The organism is Rhodococcus kronopolitis (genome assembly GCF_042654025.1).
Taxonomy (GTDB): domain Bacteria; phylum Actinomycetota; class Actinomycetes; order Mycobacteriales; family Mycobacteriaceae; genus Rhodococcus_G; species Rhodococcus_G kronopolitis.
Genome location: NZ_JBHSFO010000009.1, coordinates 95,725 through 112,143, shown reverse-complemented (window position 1 = coordinate 112,143; position 16,419 = coordinate 95,725). Strand labels below are relative to the sequence as shown.

Here is a 16,419-nt window from a genome sequence, read left to right as displayed (position 1 = left end):
CGACAATGTCGGTGGCCCCCACAGGGTGTTCGGTGTTCGGCTACTAGCCGGCCGACAGCGAGGACAGCGAGCCGCTGCCGCCGCTGCTGCTGCCGCCGTCGCTGCTGCCCGAAGACAGACCGTCGAGGGCGGTGAAGACGGTGCTCAGCCCGCCGAACAGGTCAGAGAGGTCAGACGACATGTGCACTCCTGTTGGTAACTCAAAGATCTTCATTGACACGCCTGGACTAGCGTTCGGCTAGTTCTACCCGATCGGTAGCCCTCATTGAACCCTTCGGATGGTGACGTTGGTCACACGTCCGAGTGACGTGACGGCCGACGCCCGCCAGGGCCGGGGTCGCCTCGGTCAGCTGCCGAGGCCGATGCTCAGGCCGGTGCTGCCGAGGCTGCTGCCGACGGAGGGGGTGGACTGGAAGCCGCCGAAGATCGAGGTGAACTGGGCGATCAGCGTGTCAAGCGAGGGCATGTGCACTCCTGGGGTGTTGGGGGCGTGGCGCTCAGGGGTGGGCGCCGGTCCAGTTCTACACGTACGGAGGGGCGAAATCTGTGAACTCGGTCGATCGTTCGGAAATGTTGTAGTCCAGCATAATTCGCACACGTAGCGATAAACGATGTGGGGACTTCTTGGGCGCGCGAAACCGAAGCGGGGCCGCGTCTGTGACGGCAGCGGGTGGGCGGCGCAGGGGTTAGGCAATCACGGTCCGGATTCCGGCGAGTCCGAAATTGCGGAATTCCTTCGCACTGCGCGGGGCTGTCATCCGGGTTGTCGGGGGCGCCGGGATCGGGGTGCTGTCGAGGTCCGGAACGGGCGGTCCGGCAATAACAAGCATCCATGCTTGCTTTTGTCCGCGGCCGGTGTGATGCTGCTCTCATTCGACGTCGAGGGAGAACTTGTGGCCGATCTGAGCACCGTCATCGATGACCTGCGTGCCGAGGGCGATGCCCTGGACTCACTGGTCGCGGACCTGGCGCCGGAGCAGTGGTCCCGGCCCACCCCGGCCGACCGATGGACCGTCGCGCACCAGATCGGGCACCTGGCCTGGACCGATCACGCCGCACTGTTGGCCGCAACCGACCCGGACGCCTTCGCGGACGGCCTGGTGGAGGCATGGAAGGACCCGGTCGGATTCGTCGACACCGCTGCCGACGCGGCGGCGGTCGGTCCACCGGCCGAACTGCTCGCGGGCTGGCGGGCCGGCCGGTCCAGGCTTGCCGAGGTGCTCGCCGCGGTCCCGGCCGGCACCAAGCTGCCCTGGTACGGGCCGCCGATGAGTGCGATGTCGATGGCCACCGCGCGGCTGATGGAGACTTGGGCGCACGGGCAGGACGTTGCCCGGGCGCTTGGCGCCGAGCCCGCGCCCACCAACCGGCTCCGTGCGATCGCCCACCTCGGGGTTCGCACGCGCGACTTCGCCTACGCCGTGAACAACCTGACCCCGCCAGCCGACGAGTTCCGGTTCGAGCTGACCGCGCCGGTCGGGGCGGAGCTGTGGAGCTGGGGACCGGAGGACGCCGCCCAGCGGATCACGGGCCCGGCGCACGACTTCTGCCTGCTGGTGACCCAGCGGGCACACCCGGACGACCTGGCCCTGACCGTGGTGGGCCCCGACGCCGCCACCTGGATCGGCATCGCGCAGGTCTTCGCGGGTCCGTCCGGCGCGGGACGCGAGAGCACGAGCGCGAAGGCGGCGGACGCATGAGCAACCCGGTTCGGATCGGCAACTGCTCCGGCTTCTACGGAGACCGCGCCTCGGCGATGCGCGAGATGCTCGAGGGCGGCGAACTCGACTACCTCACCGGCGACTACCTCGCCGAGTTGACCATGCTGATCCTCGGCCGTGACCGGATGAAGGATCCGACTCTCGGCTACGCCAAGACCTTCCTGCGACAGGTCGAGGACACCCTCGGGCTCGCCCTGGACAAGGGCGTGAAGATCGTCGCCAACGCCGGTGGGCTCAATCCGGCGGGACTGGCCGACGCGCTGCGGCAGGTCAACGACAAGCTCGGACTCAAGGCGAGAATCGCGCACGTCGAGGGCGACGACCTGATCGCCCGGGCCGCGGAACTCGGCCTGGGGGCGCCACTGACCGCAAACGCCTACCTCGGGGCCTGGGGCATCGTCGAGTGCCTGGCGGCGGACGCCGACGTGGTCGTCACCGGCAGGGTCACCGACGCTTCGGTGATCGTTGGGCCTGCGGCCCATCACTTCGGCTGGTGCCGAGACGATTTCGATCAGCTCGCCGGCGCGGTCGCCGCCGGACACGTCATCGAGTGCAGCACCCAGGCCACCGGCGGGAACTACGCGTTCTTCACCGAGGTGGCGAACCTGGACCGCCCCGGATTCCCGATCGCGGAGATCCACGCGGACGGATCGTCGGTGATCACCAAGCACGACGGGACCGGCGGTGAGGTCGGCGTCGGCACCGTCACCGCACAGTTGCTCTACGAGATCACCGGTGGTCGGTACGCCGGCCCGGATGTGACCACTCGCATCGACACCGCGACGCTGACCCAGCAGGGGCCCGATCGCGTGTTGATCAGCGGTGTGAAGGGGGAGGCCCCGCCGCCCCAGCTGAAGGTCTCGCTCAACACGCTTGCCGGCTTCCGCAACGAGGCCACCTTCCTGCTCACGGGCCTGGACATCGAGGCCAAGGCGGACCTGGCGAGGCGGCAGCTCGAGGCCTGGCTGACGGGCAGGCCCGCCGAGCTGGAGTGGACGTTGGCCCGCACCGACCATCCCGACGCCGACACCGAGGAGACCGCTACGGCCCTGCTGCGCTGCGTGGTTCGCGACCCGGATCCGAAGGTGATCGGCCGCCCGTTCTCCTCGGTGGCCGTCGAGATGGCGCTCGCCAGCTACCCCGGGTTCGCGCTCACCGCACCGCCGAGCAACGGCCAGCCCTACGGCGTCTTCACCCCCGGCTACGTCGACGCCGGGCAGGTTCCGCACGTCGCGGTGCTGCCCGACGGGACCCGGGTGGCGGTGGCCCCGTCCGAGCTCACCCGAGAGCTGGCGGCGGTCGCGGATCCGGAACTGCCCCAACCGCTGCCCCCGCAACCGACCACTCGGCTGGCGCTGGGCCGTGTCGCAGGCGCCCGCAGCGGTGACAAGGGCGGCAATGCCAATGTCGGCGTCTGGGTGCGTACCGACGAGCAGTGGCGTTGGCTGGCGCACGCACTGACCGTCGACGAGCTCAAGCGGCTGCTCCCCGAGACGCAGAACCTCACGGTCACCCGGCACCTGCTGCCGAAGCTACGCGCCGTCAACTTCGTGATCGAGGGCATCCTCGGCCAGGGGGTGGCCTCGCAGGCCCGGTTCGACCCGCAGGCCAAGGGTCTCGGGGAGTGGTTGCGTTCGCGCCACCTCGAAATCCCGAATTCGCTTCTCCCCGACGAAGAACAGGACGGTTCCAGGCAATGAGCGTGTGGAACACACCGGAACGGCTCGCACTACGCGCGACCGTCCGGGGATTCGTGGACAGGGAAGTCCTGCCGTACCTCGACGACTGGGAGCGGGAGGGACAGATTCCTCGGGAACTGCACCGCAAGGCGGGCGCGCTCGGCCTGCTCGGGGCCAGTGCGCCGACGAGCGTGGGCGGCGAGGGCGGCGACGCGGTCGACTCAATCGTCATCTGCGAGGAGATGCATCAGGCGGGGGCCTCGGGCGGGCTGTTCGCCTCGCTGTTCACCTGCGGCATCGCGGTCCCGCACCTGATCGCCGCCGGTGACCGGGAACAGATCGACCGGTGGGTTCGACCGACGTTGCACGGCAGCATGATCGGCTCGCTTGCGATCACCGAACCCGGTGGCGGATCGGACGTCGGCCACCTGCGCACCACCGCGACCCGGGACGGTGACCACTACATCGTCAACGGTTCCAAGACCTTCATCACCTCCGGCGTCCGCGCCGACTACGTGGTCACGGCGGTGCGCACCGGAGGCCCCGGCGCAGGCGGCGTCTCGCTGCTGGTGATCGAGAAGGACACAACGGGATTCGAGGTGACACGTCGGCTGGAGAAGATGGGCTGGCGAGCCTCGGACACCGCCGAGTTGTCGTTCGTCGACGCCCGGGTACCGGCGGCGAACCTGATCGGCGCCGAGAACACCGGCTTCCAGCAGATCGCCCAGGCCTTCGTCAGTGAGCGGGTCGCACTCGCCGCACAGGCCTACGCGAGTGCTCAGCGCTGCCTCGACCTCACCGTGCAGTGGTGCCGCGACCGGGAGACCTTCGGTCGCCCACTGATCAGCCGGCAGGCGGTGCAGAACACCGTCACCGAGATGGCCCGGAAGGTCGACGTGGCACGGGTGTACACACGCTCGGTGGTCGAGCGGCATCAGGCCGGTGACGGCGACTTGATCGCCGAGGTCTGCTTCGCCAAGAACACGGCCGTCGAGGCGGGCGAGTGGGTGGCACACCAGGCAGTGCAACTCTTCGGCGGCCTGGGCTACATGCAGGAGAGCGAAGTCGAACGGCAGTACCGCGACATGCGGATCCTGGGCATCGGCGGCGGCACCACCGAGATCCTGACCGGGTTGGCGGCAAAACGATTGGGGTATCAGTCATGACACGGGCAGGAAGAAGGGGCGTAGGGAAATGACACGCGCGGGAACGAAGGGGGTAGGGAAGTGACACAGCTCAGGTCCACGCTCGACACCCGGTCGGAGGTGTACACCACCGCGGTCGAGACGATGAACGCCAAGCTCGCCGAGCTCGACGTCGAGCACGCCAAGGCTCTCGGCGGTGGCGGCGAGAAGTACGTCGCGAGGCACCACGAGCGGGGCAAGCTGCTCGCCCGCGAACGCATCGAGTTGCTGCTGGACCCCGACTCGCCGTTCCTGGAGCTGTGCCCGCTGGCCGCGTGGGGCAGTGACTTCCCGGTCGGTGCAAGCACAGTCGTCGGTATCGGCGTCGTGGAGGGCGTCGAGTGCCTGATCGTCGCCAACGACCCCACCGTCCGCGGCGGAACCTCGAACCCGTGGACCCTGCGGAAGGGATTTCGTGCCAACGACATCGCCCTGCAGAACCGGCTCCCGGTGATCTCGCTGGTGGAGTCCGGCGGCGCGGACCTGCCCACCCAGAAGGAGGTCTTCATCCCCGGCGGTCGGATGTTCCGGGACCTCACCCAGCTCTCTGCGGCGGGTATACCCACCATCGCGCTGGTGTTCGGCAATTCGACCGCAGGCGGCGCGTACATCCCCGGCATGTCCGACCACGTGGTGATGATCAAGGAACGCTCCAAGGTGTTTCTCGCGGGGCCGCCGCTGGTCAAGATGGCCACCGGCGAGGAGTCCGACGACGAGGCGCTCGGCGGCGCCGAGATGCACGCCCGCACCTCGGGTCTGGCGGACTACTTCGCCGCCGACGAGCAGGACGCCATCCGGATCGGCCGCAGCATCGTCAAGCGGCTCAACTGGACGAAGCAGGGGCCCGCGCCGCGGGCCGAGGTGATCGAGCCGCTCGCGGATCCCGAGGAACTGCTCGGCATCGTGCCTGCCGACCTGAAGATCCCGTTCGACCCCCGAGAGGTCATCGCGCGCATCGTCGACGGCTCCGACTTCGACGAGTTCAAGCCGCTCTACGGCTCCTCCCTGGTCACCGGCTGGGCCGAACTGCACGGCTACCCGATCGGCATCCTCGCCAACGCCCGCGGCGTGCTCTTCAGTGAGGAGTCGCAGAAGGCCACCCAGTTCATCCAGCTGGCCAACCGCTCCAACACCCCGCTGCTGTTCCTGCACAACACCACCGGGTACATGGTGGGCAAGGAGTACGAGGAGGGCGGGATGATCAAGCACGGCTCGATGATGATCAATGCCGTTGCCAACTCCAAGGTTCCGCACATCTCGATCCTGCTCGGTGCGTCGTACGGGGCCGGCCACTACGGCATGTGCGGTCGCGCCTTCGACCCGCGTTTCCTGTTCGCCTGGCCGAGTTCGAAGTCCGCCGTGATGGGCGGCGCCCAGCTGGCGGGCGTCATCTCCATCGTCGGCCGCGCCTCCGCGGAGGCGCGGGGGCAGGCCTTCGACGAGGCCGCAGACGCCGGGATGCGCGCCATGATCGAGAACCAGATCGAGGCCGAGTCGCTGCCGATGTTCCTCTCCGGCCGGTTGTACGACGACGGCGTCATCGACCCGCGAGACACCCGCACCGTGGTGGGAATGTGCCTGTCGGCCATTGCCACTGCCCCGATCGAAGGCACCGCGAACTTCGGTGTCTTCCGGATGTGAGGCATGGAAGTGACGTTCAACAGCGCGAGCATCACGAGCGTTCTGGTGGCCAACCGGGGCGAGATAGCCCGGCGGGTGTTCGCCACCTGTCGGCGGGCCGGGATCGGTACGGTCGCGGTGTTCTCCGACGCCGACGCCGACAGCCCGCATGTGGCCGAGGCCGACGCCGCGATCCGGTTGCCGGGCAACACCCCCGCCGAGACGTATCTGCGCGGTGAGCTGATCATCGCCGCGGCCCAGTCGGCCGGCGCGGATGCCGTCCACCCCGGGTACGGATTCCTTTCCGAGAATGCGGATTTCGCGCGCGCAGTCGTCGAAGCCGGGCTGACCTGGATCGGCCCGCCGGTGCAGGCAATCGAACTGATGGGCTCGAAGGTCGAGTCCAAGAAGATCATGGACGCGGCCGGGGTTCCGGTACTGACCGAGCTCGATCCCGAGGCGGTGACCGTCGCGCACCTGCCGGTGCTGATCAAGGCGTCGGCGGGCGGCGGCGGACGCGGCATGCGCGTGGTCCGTGAACTGTCGGCGCTCGACGGGGAACTCGAGGCCGCGCGCCGCGAGGCGCAGTCGGCGTTCGGTGACCCGACGGTGTTCTGTGAGCGGTACCTCGAGACCGGCCGCCACATCGAGGTGCAGGTGATGGCCGACCGGCACGGCACCGTGTGGGCGGTGGGGGAGCGCGAGTGCTCCATCCAACGGCGGCACCAGAAGGTGGTCGAGGAGGCGCCCTCGCCGCTGGTGCAGCGGTTGCCGGGGATGCGCGAGAAGCTGTTCGAGGCGTCGAGGATCGCCGCGAACGCCATCGGCTACGAGGGCGCGGGCACGGTGGAGTTTCTCGCCGACGAGGCGGGCGAATTCTTCTTCCTGGAGATGAACACCCGGCTGCAGGTGGAGCATCCGGTCACCGAGTGCACCACCGGCCTGGACCTGGTGGACCTGCAGTTGCAGGTGGCGAACGGGGTCGCGCTGCCGGACGAGCCGCCGGCGCTGCGCGGGCACTCGATCGAGGTGCGGCTGTACGCGGAGGACCCGGCGCAGGACTGGCAGCCCCAGTCCGGCACGGTGCACCGGCTCGAACTGCCCGGGGTGGTCGAGGAGTTCACGGTCCTGGACCGGCTGGGGGTCCGGCTGGACTCCGGTGTCGTCGACGGTTCGGTGGTCGGGGTGCACTACGACCCGATGCTGGCCAAGGTCATCTCGTTCGCCCCGACCCGCGGACAGGCGGCGCAGCTGCTGGCCTCGACGTTGGCGCGCACCAGGATCCACGGACTGCGCACCAACCGCGACCTGTTGGTCACGATCCTGCGGCACCCGGCGTTCCTGGCCGGGGACACGGACACCGCGTTCTTCGCCACCCACGGACTGGACACGCTCTCGCGTCCGCTGGCGGATCCGGACACCGAGGCGCTCGCCGCGCTGGCGGCCGCACTGGCCGACGCCGCGGCGAACCGGGCCGCGGCCCGGGTGCTCGGCGGGCTGCCCAGCGGCTGGCGGAACCTGCCGTCGCAGCCGCACCGCAAGCACTTCACCGGAGCTGCCGGGGAGCATGACATCAGGTACCTGATCACCCGCGGCGGCCTGCGCGCGGACGGCTTCGACGACGTCGCCCTGGTCTCCGCTACGCCGGAGACGGTGGTGCTCGAGCGGGGAGGTCTGCAGCGCACCTTCGCGGTCGCGCGTTACGGCGACGAGGTGTTCGTGGACTCCGCGCTCGGTCCGGTCGCGCTGACCGCGACCGCGCGCTTCGTCGACCCCTCGACGGAGGTCGCCGCGGGCTCGCTGCTCGCCCCGATGCCCGGCGCGGTGATCCGGCTCGGCGCGGCGCAGGGCGAACGCGTCGTCGCGGGCCAGCCGATCCTGTGGCTCGAGGCGATGAAGATGGAACACACGGTCACCGCGCCCGTCTCCGGGGTGCTGGTGGAACTGCCGGTCGTGCTCGGCCAGCAGGTGGAGGTCGGATCGGTCCTGGCAGTCGTCGCAGCAGACACCACAGACGAGGAAGAGTAGATGAGTGTGAACGCGAGCAGCTTCATCGAGACCGACGAGCAGAAGGAACTGCGCGCAGCGGTGTCCCGGCTCGGTGAGCGGTACAACCACGTCGACTACGTGCTGCCGAAGGCGCGCCGCGGCGAGCCGCTGACCGAGCTGTGGAACGAGGCGGGCAAGCTCGGCTTCCTGGGGGTCAACCTGCCCGAGGAGTACGGCGGCGGCGGCGCAGGCATCTACGAGCTGGCGCTGGTCCAGGAGGAGTTGGCGGCCCAGGGTGCAGGCCTGCTGCTGGTGGTGGTCTCACCGGCCATCTGCGGCACCATCATCGGCAAGTACGGCACCGCGGAGCAGAAGGCCGAGTGGATGCCCGGCCTGGCCGACGGCTCCAGGATCATGGCGTTCGGGATCACCGAGGCGGACGCAGGTTCGAACTCGCACCAGATCGGCACCACCGCGCGTCGTGACGGTGCGGACTGGATCCTGCGCGGCAACAAGATCTTCATCTCGGGAGTGGACCAGGCGGACGCGGTGCTCGTCGTAGCGCGCACCGAGGATCACAAGACCGGCCGGCTCAAGCCGGCGCTGTTCATCGTCCCCACCAGTGCGGAGGGCTTCGTCAAGACGCCGATGGAGATGGACATCGTCGAGCCGGACCGCCAGTTCACGCTGTTCCTCGACGACGTGCGGCTCCCCGCCGAGGCGCTGGTCGGTTCCGAGGACGCGGCACTGATGCAGCTGTTCTCCGGTCTGAACCCGGAACGCATCCTCGGCGCGGCGATGGCGATCGGCATGGGCCGCTACGCGGTGAATGCCGCGGTCGCCTACGCGAAGGAACGCACGGTGTGGAAGACGCCGATCGGCGCCCACCAGGGCATCGCGCACCCGCTCGCGCAGGTGAAGATCGAGCTGGAACTGGCCAAGCTGATGATGCAGAAGGCCGCGGTCCTCTACGACAGCGGCGACGACTTCGGCGCCGCGGAGGCCGCGAACATGGCCAAGTACGCGGCGGCGGAGGCCAGCATCAAGGCGCTCGACCAGGCCATCCAGACGCACGGCGGCGCCGGACTGACCAAGGAGTACGGCCTCGCCGCGATGCTCGGCGCGGCGCGGATCGCGCGGGTGGCGCCGGTCAGCCGGGAGATGATCCTCAACTTCGTCTCCCAGCACTCGCTCGGCCTGCCGAGGTCGTACTGACCATGACGACTCCGGAGACGCGCGCGCCGTACGTCCGCTACGAGGTCGCGGGCGGGTTTGCCACCGTGACCCTCGACTCGCCGCACAACCGCAATGCGATCTCCTCGCGGTTGGTCGGTGAGCTCCGGCAGGCCCTGGCCGACGCGGGGTCCGACGACTCGGTCCGGGCGGTGGTACTCACCCATACCGGCGGAACCTTCTGCGCGGGTGCGGATCTCGCCGAGGCAGTCGAGGCACAGGACGTCGATCCGGCCGAGTTGGCGGCGCGGCGTACCGCCCAGATGGCCGGTTTGCTGCGGGAGTTCCTCGAACTGCCGAAGCCGATCGTCGCGCGCATCGACGGGCACGTGCGGGCAGGCGGAATGGGGCTGGTCGGCGCGTGCGACATGGCCGTCGCCGGTCCGTCGAGCACCTTCGCGCTCACCGAGGCGCGGCTCGGCCTGGCGGCGTCGATCATCTCGCTGACGGTGCTGCCCCGGATGAACTCCCGGGCGGCCGGTCGCTACTTCCTGACCGGGGAGAAGTTCGGCCCCGCCGAGGCGGAACTGTTCGGCCTGATCACGGTCGCGGCCGAGGATGCGGCGGCGACGGTTGCGGAACTGTGCGCGGCACTCGCCCTCGCGTCGCCGCAGGGCCTGGCCGAGTCCAAGCGACTGACCACGGCTCGAATGCTTGCGGACTTCGACCGCTACGGCGCGGAGCTTGCCGCGCAGTCGGCGAGGCTGTTCGGGTCGCCGGAGGCGGTTGAGGGCATGACGGCCTTCTTCGAGCGTCGCCCGCCGGCGTGGGCGCCCGGCCGGTAGCAGGGCGGCGGGGAAGCGTCCGTGGTGGCCACATCGAAACAGGACCCGCGCCGGTGAAGTCGGGCGCGGGTCCTGCTTCGATGCTGCAACGAGGCGATCAGGCCTCGGGGTTGACGAGTCCGTCGACGGAACCCACGATGGCGCTCAGTCCACCGGTGAGGTCGCCGATCGCGCCTGCGAAGGTGCTGATGGCGTCGAATGCGGTGGCGAATTCAGCAGAACCCATGATGTGCTCCTTGATTGGTGATTGGTACTTCTCGTCGGGGCGCACTGGCTGCGCCGATGTATTCGTACCGGGGGGTTCGACGCCGCCGCAATGGAATTGTGGCGGAGGCAACGCGGAGGGCGCTGAAATTTACACGGAAGTAGACGCACGTAACCAGGAAGTAGCAGCGCGTAACCAAGGGGTCGGAGGGAGGCCCGATGCGTGAGCCGAAACAGGATCGCAGCCGCGCCACCCGGCAGCACCTGCTCGAGTCGACCATCGACTGCCTCGCGACGCAGGGCTGGGGCGCTACGACGGTGTCGGTGGTGGCCGAGCGTGCGGGCGTCTCGCGGGGCGCCGCGCAGCATCACTTCCCGATGCGGGAGGACCTGATCACCGCCGCACTGGAGTTCATGTTCGACAGTCGGATGGCGGCGATCCGGGAGGAGGCCGTCGGGCTCCCGGTCGGTGCCGGTCGCACCGAGGCCGTGGTGGGCCGGATGGTCGAGTACTTCACCGGCCCGCTGTTCAAGGCGGCGTTGCAGGTGTGGGCGGCCGCCGCGGCCGACGAGGCGCTACGGCAGCGGGTGGTGCCGCTGGAGGCGAAGTTCGGCCGGGTCGTGCACGCGGTCACGGTCGAACTCCTCGGCGCCGACGACGCGGACCCGGCGGCGCATCGACTGGTGCAGGCAACCCTGGACCTGGCGCGAGGCCTCGGTCTTGCAGACGTCCTCAGCGACGACTCGGCCCGACGCGCACAGATTGTCGGACAGTGGTCGGTGACGCTGGACGCGGCGCTGCAGGGCGGGGTGCGGGTCGCCGGGGAGTGATCGAGGGGCACACGCGAAAGGACCCGCACTCGGAGAGCGCGGGTCCTTCGATGTCGCGAGCGACTCTTTACGCGGGTCGGTCAGTTCCGGCGCAGCGGAAGCTCCCTGGTCCGGATCCGCTCGGTGTCGAGCGTGACGAGCGAGCCACTCTCGAGTGCATTCGTGATCACCGGTGCGCAGGCCGCGATCACGGAGGTCTGTTCGGCGATCTTGGCGCCCGGCCTGCGCATCACGAGCAGGCTCGGGGCGGTCGATCCCGAGGCCACCAGATCGTCGAGGTAGCTCAGCTCGTTGGTCACCAGCACCCGGCCGCCGCGGCTGGCCGCGAGCAGCGCCTGGCCGTTGTGTCCGGCGTCGGCTCCGACGTCACGCAGGTGGACTGCGTCGTATCCCTGGGCCCGCAGACCCTCGGCGACCTGGGGGCTGAAGTTCTCGTCGATCAGGAAGCGGAGACCGTCGACGCCGGAGCCTGCGGGCACCGACCCGAGCGCGTCGACGTAGGTGACGTTCTGTGCATCGACGCCGCCGAGTCCGCCCAGGGCGGCATCGAGCTGGGCATCCGGGGCTCCGCCCTTCGCGTGCAGCCAGCTCAGTGCCGCCGCGCCGGCGACTCCGGCTCCCGCGACTCCGGCGACGCCCGCTGCCGCAGCCTTGCCGGAAATCCCACCGACGTTCGGGGCCGTCAGGTCCGGGGCCTTGACGTCGACGTTCGGCGCCTCGACGTTCGGCGCCGTGACGTCCACGTTCGGGGAGGTCAGGCGCGGGGCCTTGACGTCGAGGTCCGCTGCCGCACGCGGGGCGTGGAGGTCGGCCGACGGTGTCTTCAGCGTCGGAGCATCCACCTTCGGTGCGGCCACACCGCCGGAGCGGTTGCCCCGCCCGGCCAGCATGGCGAGCCCGCCCGCGCCTGCGGCGACGGCGAGGCCGATGGGCAGTGCCCACCACTTCGAGTTGGAGTCGCTGTCGGCGTCGGAGGCCTCGGCGTCGACCGAGACGGTCGGAGCGTTGGCGGCACCGGAGACGACGGAGCCGGGCGCGAGACCCGGAACCGACACGTCGAGGCCCGACAGCTCCGCGGCGATTGCCGCAGGCACAGTGACGAAGCCACCGTCCTTGGTCCAGCTGACCTCGACCGGGGTTCCGTCCTTGCCGCTGAAGGTCTGGGTGTAGACGCCGTCGACGACCGTGGTGTCGGTGATCGGACTGCCGAGCACGCCGTCCGTCGCGCCGAGGTGCGACCAGGCGGTGCGGATGGGGCCGCGCACGAGCCACGCGCCGCTCTCGGGGTTCCAGTAGATGGTCGCCCCGTCCGGTGCCGAGAACTCGCTGAAACGCGCCGCGCCCGCGACGGTCGAGTCCGACTCGTCGTTGGTGGGGTAGCCGATGTCGGAGGCCGGCCCGCCGAGCACGAGGTACTTGTCGAGGATGACGCCGTACATCACCTTCGCGCCGTCGGCCTGCGAGTACACGATCTTGCCGCCCTGGTAGTCCTGAGCGGTACCGTTCGGGCCGATCTCGTAGGGCGCACCGACCGGCTCGCCCAGCGGGGAGGATGCGCCGCCGACTTCCTGGTAGTGCGAGGTGATTGCGGCGTCTGCGTCCGCGGACTGCGCCGTTGCGGGCGCGCCCAGCAGTGCGGCGCCGCCGATGGCGGCAGCGAAGCCGAGGCCCGTCATTCTTGCGGACATCGAATGCTTCCGGTTCTTCATCGATTGACTCCTCGTCGGATTCGAGCGGACCGGTATCCGGGCAGGCGGCCGCATTTCGAGATTGGTGTGGAACAGAACAAACTCAGAATTCGGCCGTTTCGACGACGTGCATCTAGCGGGTTTCTGCCTTCGCCTTCGTGGCGAGCCCCATCACGGCGGTGATGGCGGCGCCGACAGCTCCGCCGCCGGCCACCTGGGCGAGGATCTGACCGAAGTCCAGACCGCTGCTCGTCACTGTCTGAATGATCACGCCGGTGATGCCGCCGCCGACCGCTCCGGCGGCACCGCTCACGAGCGGGCCGAGTGGGCTCTTGGCACCGCCGATTCCGCCGCCGACCGCGCCGCCGAGAAGACCCAGTAACCACTCCATGATTTCCTCCTGACGAAGTAACCTCAATTGCATTCGACATGGTAGGGCGGCTCGGCTTCGCTGCTGAGATTCACCACAATGCCGCGTGTCGTGGAATTCGGGCGTATGCGTGCCGTGGTCGTCAGGCATTCAATTCGCGTGTCGCGGCCGCGTGACAGGAGTGGCAGTCAGGCGTGGGCCGACGCGTGTGAGATCGACCGTGTGGAGCATCGCGCCGGCGTGAACTCGCCGGTGCGCGAGTGCTGTCGAGTCGTCGTCGTCGTCGGCGCGCCGCCGTGCGGTCAGCCCGGTCGCGGAGACGGATCGGTGCGTGCGCAGTCCCGAGGGCGCCGCGGGGGACCGGCAGCGAACGCCTGGCGCGTGGACATCGCCGGTCAGAACGAAGGCGGGGCCCACTCCGGATGGAGTGGGCCCCGCCTTCGGATCGACTGCAGGTCAGGCAGAGAGATCCTCGAAGGCATCGGAGGAGCCTGCGAAGAAGCTCAGTGCGCCGAACATGTCGGACGCCGCGCCGGCGAAGTCGGCTGCGAAGTCGAAGAAGTCCGAAGAACCCATGTGATTGCTCCTGTGTCGAGGTGATGTCTGGTGGTGCGACGGGCAGCGCGGTGTGTGTCCGTCTGCGCACATTCAACCGACAGATAGTTACCGGAACAAACGAAAGTGAGCCGTCTAACAGGCCCGCCGTCGGTTCGGGGCGGGGTCCCGGGCCGCGAGATCCGTGCGTCGGCCCTCGGCAGGACGGCACACCGCCGCGGCCCCAGTGGGGCGGCATCGGATGCGTCGCCGCCCGCGCGAGAGAAAGTCGGTCGGGTCGAAGAATTGACGGCACGGGCGTCGTACCGCTTCGAGGACATCGGGCCGTCGCGACGGTGATTCAGGGTGTGTACGAAAATGGTGGCCGGTGGGAGTGCGGGGCGGTCGAGGCTGGAACTGGGTCAACTCGAAAATTGGTTCATCGTGAATTCCGGACGGTGGGAGAGTGGCCGATGTCTTTGCCCAGTCGCCGCGGTCGACGAATTTTGGTCTGTTTCCGTTTTCCTGTGGCGCCGGTATCGGTGGTTGCCGGAACCCGGATTTCTGCCGAAAGCAAGCGATTGCCGTCAACCGAATTCGCGGAATTGACAACGGACAACTGATTGCGAAAGGGAAGGTTGCGAGTCCGGAGCAGGGGGTCGAAGGAAAAACGCCCGAGTGTCGGTCGCCAGTGGTGCCGCCGCCGGACCGATGCCCGATTTCCGACGCGCGTCATCGACGCAGTGGTGGAGTTGCGTCAAAACGGCGTGGGAACCCGTTGTGAGGGCGAGAATCAACGAGGTCAGCTCGCCCCTGCACTCGGACTCGCTTCGGGAGGTGGCCAGACATGGCCCCGGAAGACCTGGTGTCACCCACGCTCGCAGCTTCGTCTTCCGTCGGGCGTACGCCGGACCCGGGGAGTCCGGTGTTCCGCCGCCGGAGCTTCCTCGGCGGCGCGGGCGCACTGGTCGTGGCCGGGTTGGCCGCCGCCGGGCCGACGGCAACGCGGGCCGCTCCCACCGAGACAGCTCCCGCGCTGCCTGCCCGCCCGAACATCGTGGTGATCGTCACCGACCAGGAGCGCCGGCCGATGCACTGGCCGCCCGGTTGGGCGGAGCAGAATCTGCCCAACCGGCAGCGGCTGGCGAATCAGGGGCTGAGCTTCAATCACGCCTTCTGCAACAGCGCGATGTGCTCACCCAGCCGGAGTACCTTCTTCACCGGCCTCTATCCCGCTCAGCACGGCGTGACGGCCACCCTGACCGAGGGCGGCACCCTCTCGCCGTCGGAACCGCAGTTGCAGGTCGGCGAGCAGAACATGGCCAAGCTGCTGGAATCGGCCGGGTACAACGTCCACTACCGGGGCAAGTGGCACATGAGCAAGGGCGCGGCGGGCGGGGATCCGTCCAGCGCCGACCTTGCGGCCTTCGGGTTCCGGGGTTGGATCCCGCCGGAGGCGGGGCAGGACACCAACCCCGACAACTTCGGCGGCGGCTGTGCCGATCACGACCGGTCCATCGCCGAGCAGGCCGCGGAGTTCCTGGGTGGGGTCGGCACGGACGACGCCACCCCGTTCGCGTTGATCGTCTCGTTCGTCAATCCCCACGACGTCCTCGCGTACCCGCAGACCTGGGACGCCATCGAGGGGAACTGCGACAACTACGGCGCGGCCGCGCCCGGATCCTTCGAGCAGGGCATCGAACTGCCGCCGACCGCCGGTGAGGAGTTGGCGCTCAATCACAAGCCGACCGCGCAGATCCAGTCCAAGGCGCTGCTGGCCGGTGGGCTCGGACCGCTGCTTGGGCCGCAGGCGCCGAAGAACTACGTGAACTTCTACGCCTACATGCACAAGGTCGTCGACGAGCACATCGGCACCGTGCTCGACGCGCTCGAGGCCGTGCCGGGACGCCGCGAGAAGACGGTCGTCATCCGGATGTCGGATCACGGCGAGATGGGGCTCTCGCACGGGGGGCTGCGCCAGAAGGTGTTCAACGCATACGAGGAGACGCTCCGGGTGCCGCTGGTGATCAGCAATCCACTGCTGTTCCCGGGGCCGGTCGAGACGGACGCCCTGGCGTCGCTGATCGACGTGATGCCGACGCTGGCCACCCTCGCCGATGTTCCCGACCGCGCCGCGTGGCGATTCCTCGGCACCGACCTGATGCCGGTGGTGCGGGCCCCGGACACACAGGTGCAGGATCTCGTCCACTTCACCTACGACGACCAGAACTGTGCCGTGCCGGACGGCCAGTTCATCGTCACCCAGCCGAACCACATCCGCGCGGTCCGGGACGCGCGCTGGAAGTACACGATGTACTTCGACCCGGCAGGCGCCGCGGGCCCGCAGTTCGAGCTCTACGACCTACTCGCCGACCCGCTCGAGGTGCACAATCGGGCAGACCCGCTCAACGTCGGATACTTCGATCCGGGGCAGGTCGCGCGGATGCACGCGACGCTCCTGCGGGTGATGGCCGAAAAGGGCACCACACCTGCCGGAATCGCCCTGGTCGCGGGCTCGTCGTGAGGTGCCCACCAGCGGCCCGCTTTGACCGCGAACCCCGGCGGCGGGTACCGTGGAACG

Annotated in this window: 13 protein-coding genes; 9 read left to right on the top strand and 4 right to left on the bottom strand. The window is 69.0% G+C overall.

What is annotated here, in order from left to right; translation table 11 throughout:
• Positions 1-43: 43 nt before the first annotated feature.
• Complete coding sequence (locus tag ACFO6S_RS15135; RefSeq protein WP_378418321.1) at positions 44-181, bottom strand: hypothetical protein; 138 nt, start codon at positions 179-181, stop codon at positions 44-46.
• Positions 182-893: 712 nt separating this feature from the next.
• Here ACFO6S_RS15135 and ACFO6S_RS15130 point away from each other — a divergent pair.
• From ACFO6S_RS15130 to ACFO6S_RS15100, 7 genes are read left to right on the top strand one after another with little or no spacing between them, the layout of a single operon-like run.
• Positions 894-1,700 carry a TIGR03084 family metal-binding protein gene (locus ACFO6S_RS15130; protein WP_378418319.1) on the top strand — a complete coding sequence of 269 codons (807 nt, stop codon included), beginning with the start codon at positions 894-896 and terminating at the stop codon, positions 1,698-1,700.
• On the top strand, positions 1,697-3,421 hold the full coding sequence (locus ACFO6S_RS15125; protein WP_378418318.1) for an acyclic terpene utilization AtuA family protein: 1,725 nt from the start codon (positions 1,697-1,699) through the stop codon (positions 3,419-3,421). The genes ACFO6S_RS15130 and ACFO6S_RS15125 overlap by 4 nt, the downstream gene beginning before the upstream one ends.
• A complete protein-coding gene (locus tag ACFO6S_RS15120) occupies positions 3,418-4,566 on the top strand; it encodes an acyl-CoA dehydrogenase family protein (RefSeq protein WP_378418316.1) in 1,149 nt (382 codons plus the stop codon). Before ACFO6S_RS15125 ends, ACFO6S_RS15120 begins: the two co-directional genes overlap by 4 nt.
• A gap of 60 nt (positions 4,567-4,626) precedes the next feature.
• Positions 4,627-6,225 carry an acyl-CoA carboxylase subunit beta gene (locus tag ACFO6S_RS15115; protein WP_378418314.1) on the top strand — a complete coding sequence of 533 codons (1,599 nt, stop codon included), beginning with the start codon at positions 4,627-4,629 and terminating at the stop codon, positions 6,223-6,225.
• Between the two features lie 9 nt (positions 6,226-6,234).
• Complete coding sequence (locus tag ACFO6S_RS15110) at positions 6,235-8,232, top strand: acetyl/propionyl/methylcrotonyl-CoA carboxylase subunit alpha (protein ID WP_378418312.1); 1,998 nt, start codon at positions 6,235-6,237, stop codon at positions 8,230-8,232.
• The gene (locus tag ACFO6S_RS15105) at positions 8,233-9,408 is read left to right on the top strand and encodes an acyl-CoA dehydrogenase family protein (RefSeq protein WP_378418310.1); all 1,176 of its coding nucleotides are present in this window, start codon (positions 8,233-8,235) and stop codon (positions 9,406-9,408) included. It begins immediately after the preceding gene.
• 2 nt (positions 9,409-9,410) lie between these two features.
• Entirely contained in the window at positions 9,411-10,211 is an 801-nt protein-coding gene (locus ACFO6S_RS15100; RefSeq protein ID WP_378418308.1) for an enoyl-CoA hydratase family protein, read from the top strand.
• Positions 10,212-10,308: 97 nt separating this feature from the next.
• On the opposite strand, the gene ACFO6S_RS15095 is transcribed toward ACFO6S_RS15100, so the two are convergent.
• The gene (locus ACFO6S_RS15095) at positions 10,309-10,437 is read right to left on the bottom strand and encodes a hypothetical protein (protein WP_378418306.1); all 129 of its coding nucleotides are present in this window, start codon (positions 10,435-10,437) and stop codon (positions 10,309-10,311) included.
• 197 nt (positions 10,438-10,634) lie between these two features.
• On the opposite strand from ACFO6S_RS15095, the gene ACFO6S_RS15090 reads away from it, so the two are divergent.
• On the top strand, positions 10,635-11,246 hold the full coding sequence (locus ACFO6S_RS15090; protein ID WP_378418304.1) for a TetR/AcrR family transcriptional regulator: 612 nt from the start codon (positions 10,635-10,637) through the stop codon (positions 11,244-11,246).
• Positions 11,247-11,326: 80 nt separating this feature from the next.
• Here the strand turns inward: ACFO6S_RS15090 and ACFO6S_RS15085 are convergent, their stop codons facing one another.
• Positions 11,327-12,955, bottom strand: coding sequence for a DUF5615 family PIN-like protein (locus tag ACFO6S_RS15085; RefSeq protein WP_378418303.1), 1,629 nt, complete (start codon positions 12,953-12,955; stop codon positions 11,327-11,329).
• Between the two features lie 112 nt (positions 12,956-13,067).
• On the bottom strand, positions 13,068-13,325 hold the full coding sequence (locus ACFO6S_RS15080; RefSeq protein ID WP_378418302.1) for a hypothetical protein: 258 nt from the start codon (positions 13,323-13,325) through the stop codon (positions 13,068-13,070).
• Positions 13,326-14,763: 1,438 nt separating this feature from the next.
• Here ACFO6S_RS15080 and ACFO6S_RS15075 point away from each other — a divergent pair.
• Positions 14,764-16,362, top strand: coding sequence for a sulfatase family protein (locus ACFO6S_RS15075; RefSeq protein ID WP_378418300.1), 1,599 nt, complete (start codon positions 14,764-14,766; stop codon positions 16,360-16,362).
• Positions 16,363-16,419 lie beyond the last annotated feature (57 nt).

Bases quoted from the DNA above. Each gene is read 5' to 3' on its own strand.
- ACFO6S_RS15135 (WP_378418321.1), bottom strand. From the start codon at position 181: ATGTCGTCTGACCTCTCTGACCTGTTCGGCGGGCTGAGCACCGTCTTC.
- ACFO6S_RS15125 (WP_378418318.1), top strand. From the start codon at position 1,697: ATGAGCAACCCGGTTCGGATCGGCAACTGCTCCGGCTTCTACGGAGAC.
- ACFO6S_RS15120 (WP_378418316.1), top strand. From the start codon at position 3,418: ATGAGCGTGTGGAACACACCGGAACGGCTCGCACTACGCGCGACCGTC.
- ACFO6S_RS15105 (WP_378418310.1), top strand. From the start codon at position 8,233: ATGAGTGTGAACGCGAGCAGCTTCATCGAGACCGACGAGCAGAAGGAA.
- ACFO6S_RS15100 (WP_378418308.1), top strand. From the start codon at position 9,411: ATGACGACTCCGGAGACGCGCGCGCCGTACGTCCGCTACGAGGTCGCG.
- ACFO6S_RS15095 (WP_378418306.1), bottom strand. From the start codon at position 10,437: ATGGGTTCTGCTGAATTCGCCACCGCATTCGACGCCATCAGCACCTTC.
- ACFO6S_RS15090 (WP_378418304.1), top strand. From the start codon at position 10,635: ATGCGTGAGCCGAAACAGGATCGCAGCCGCGCCACCCGGCAGCACCTG.
- ACFO6S_RS15085 (WP_378418303.1), bottom strand. From the start codon at position 12,955: ATGAAGAACCGGAAGCATTCGATGTCCGCAAGAATGACGGGCCTCGGC.
- ACFO6S_RS15080 (WP_378418302.1), bottom strand. From the start codon at position 13,325: ATGGAGTGGTTACTGGGTCTTCTCGGCGGCGCGGTCGGCGGCGGAATC.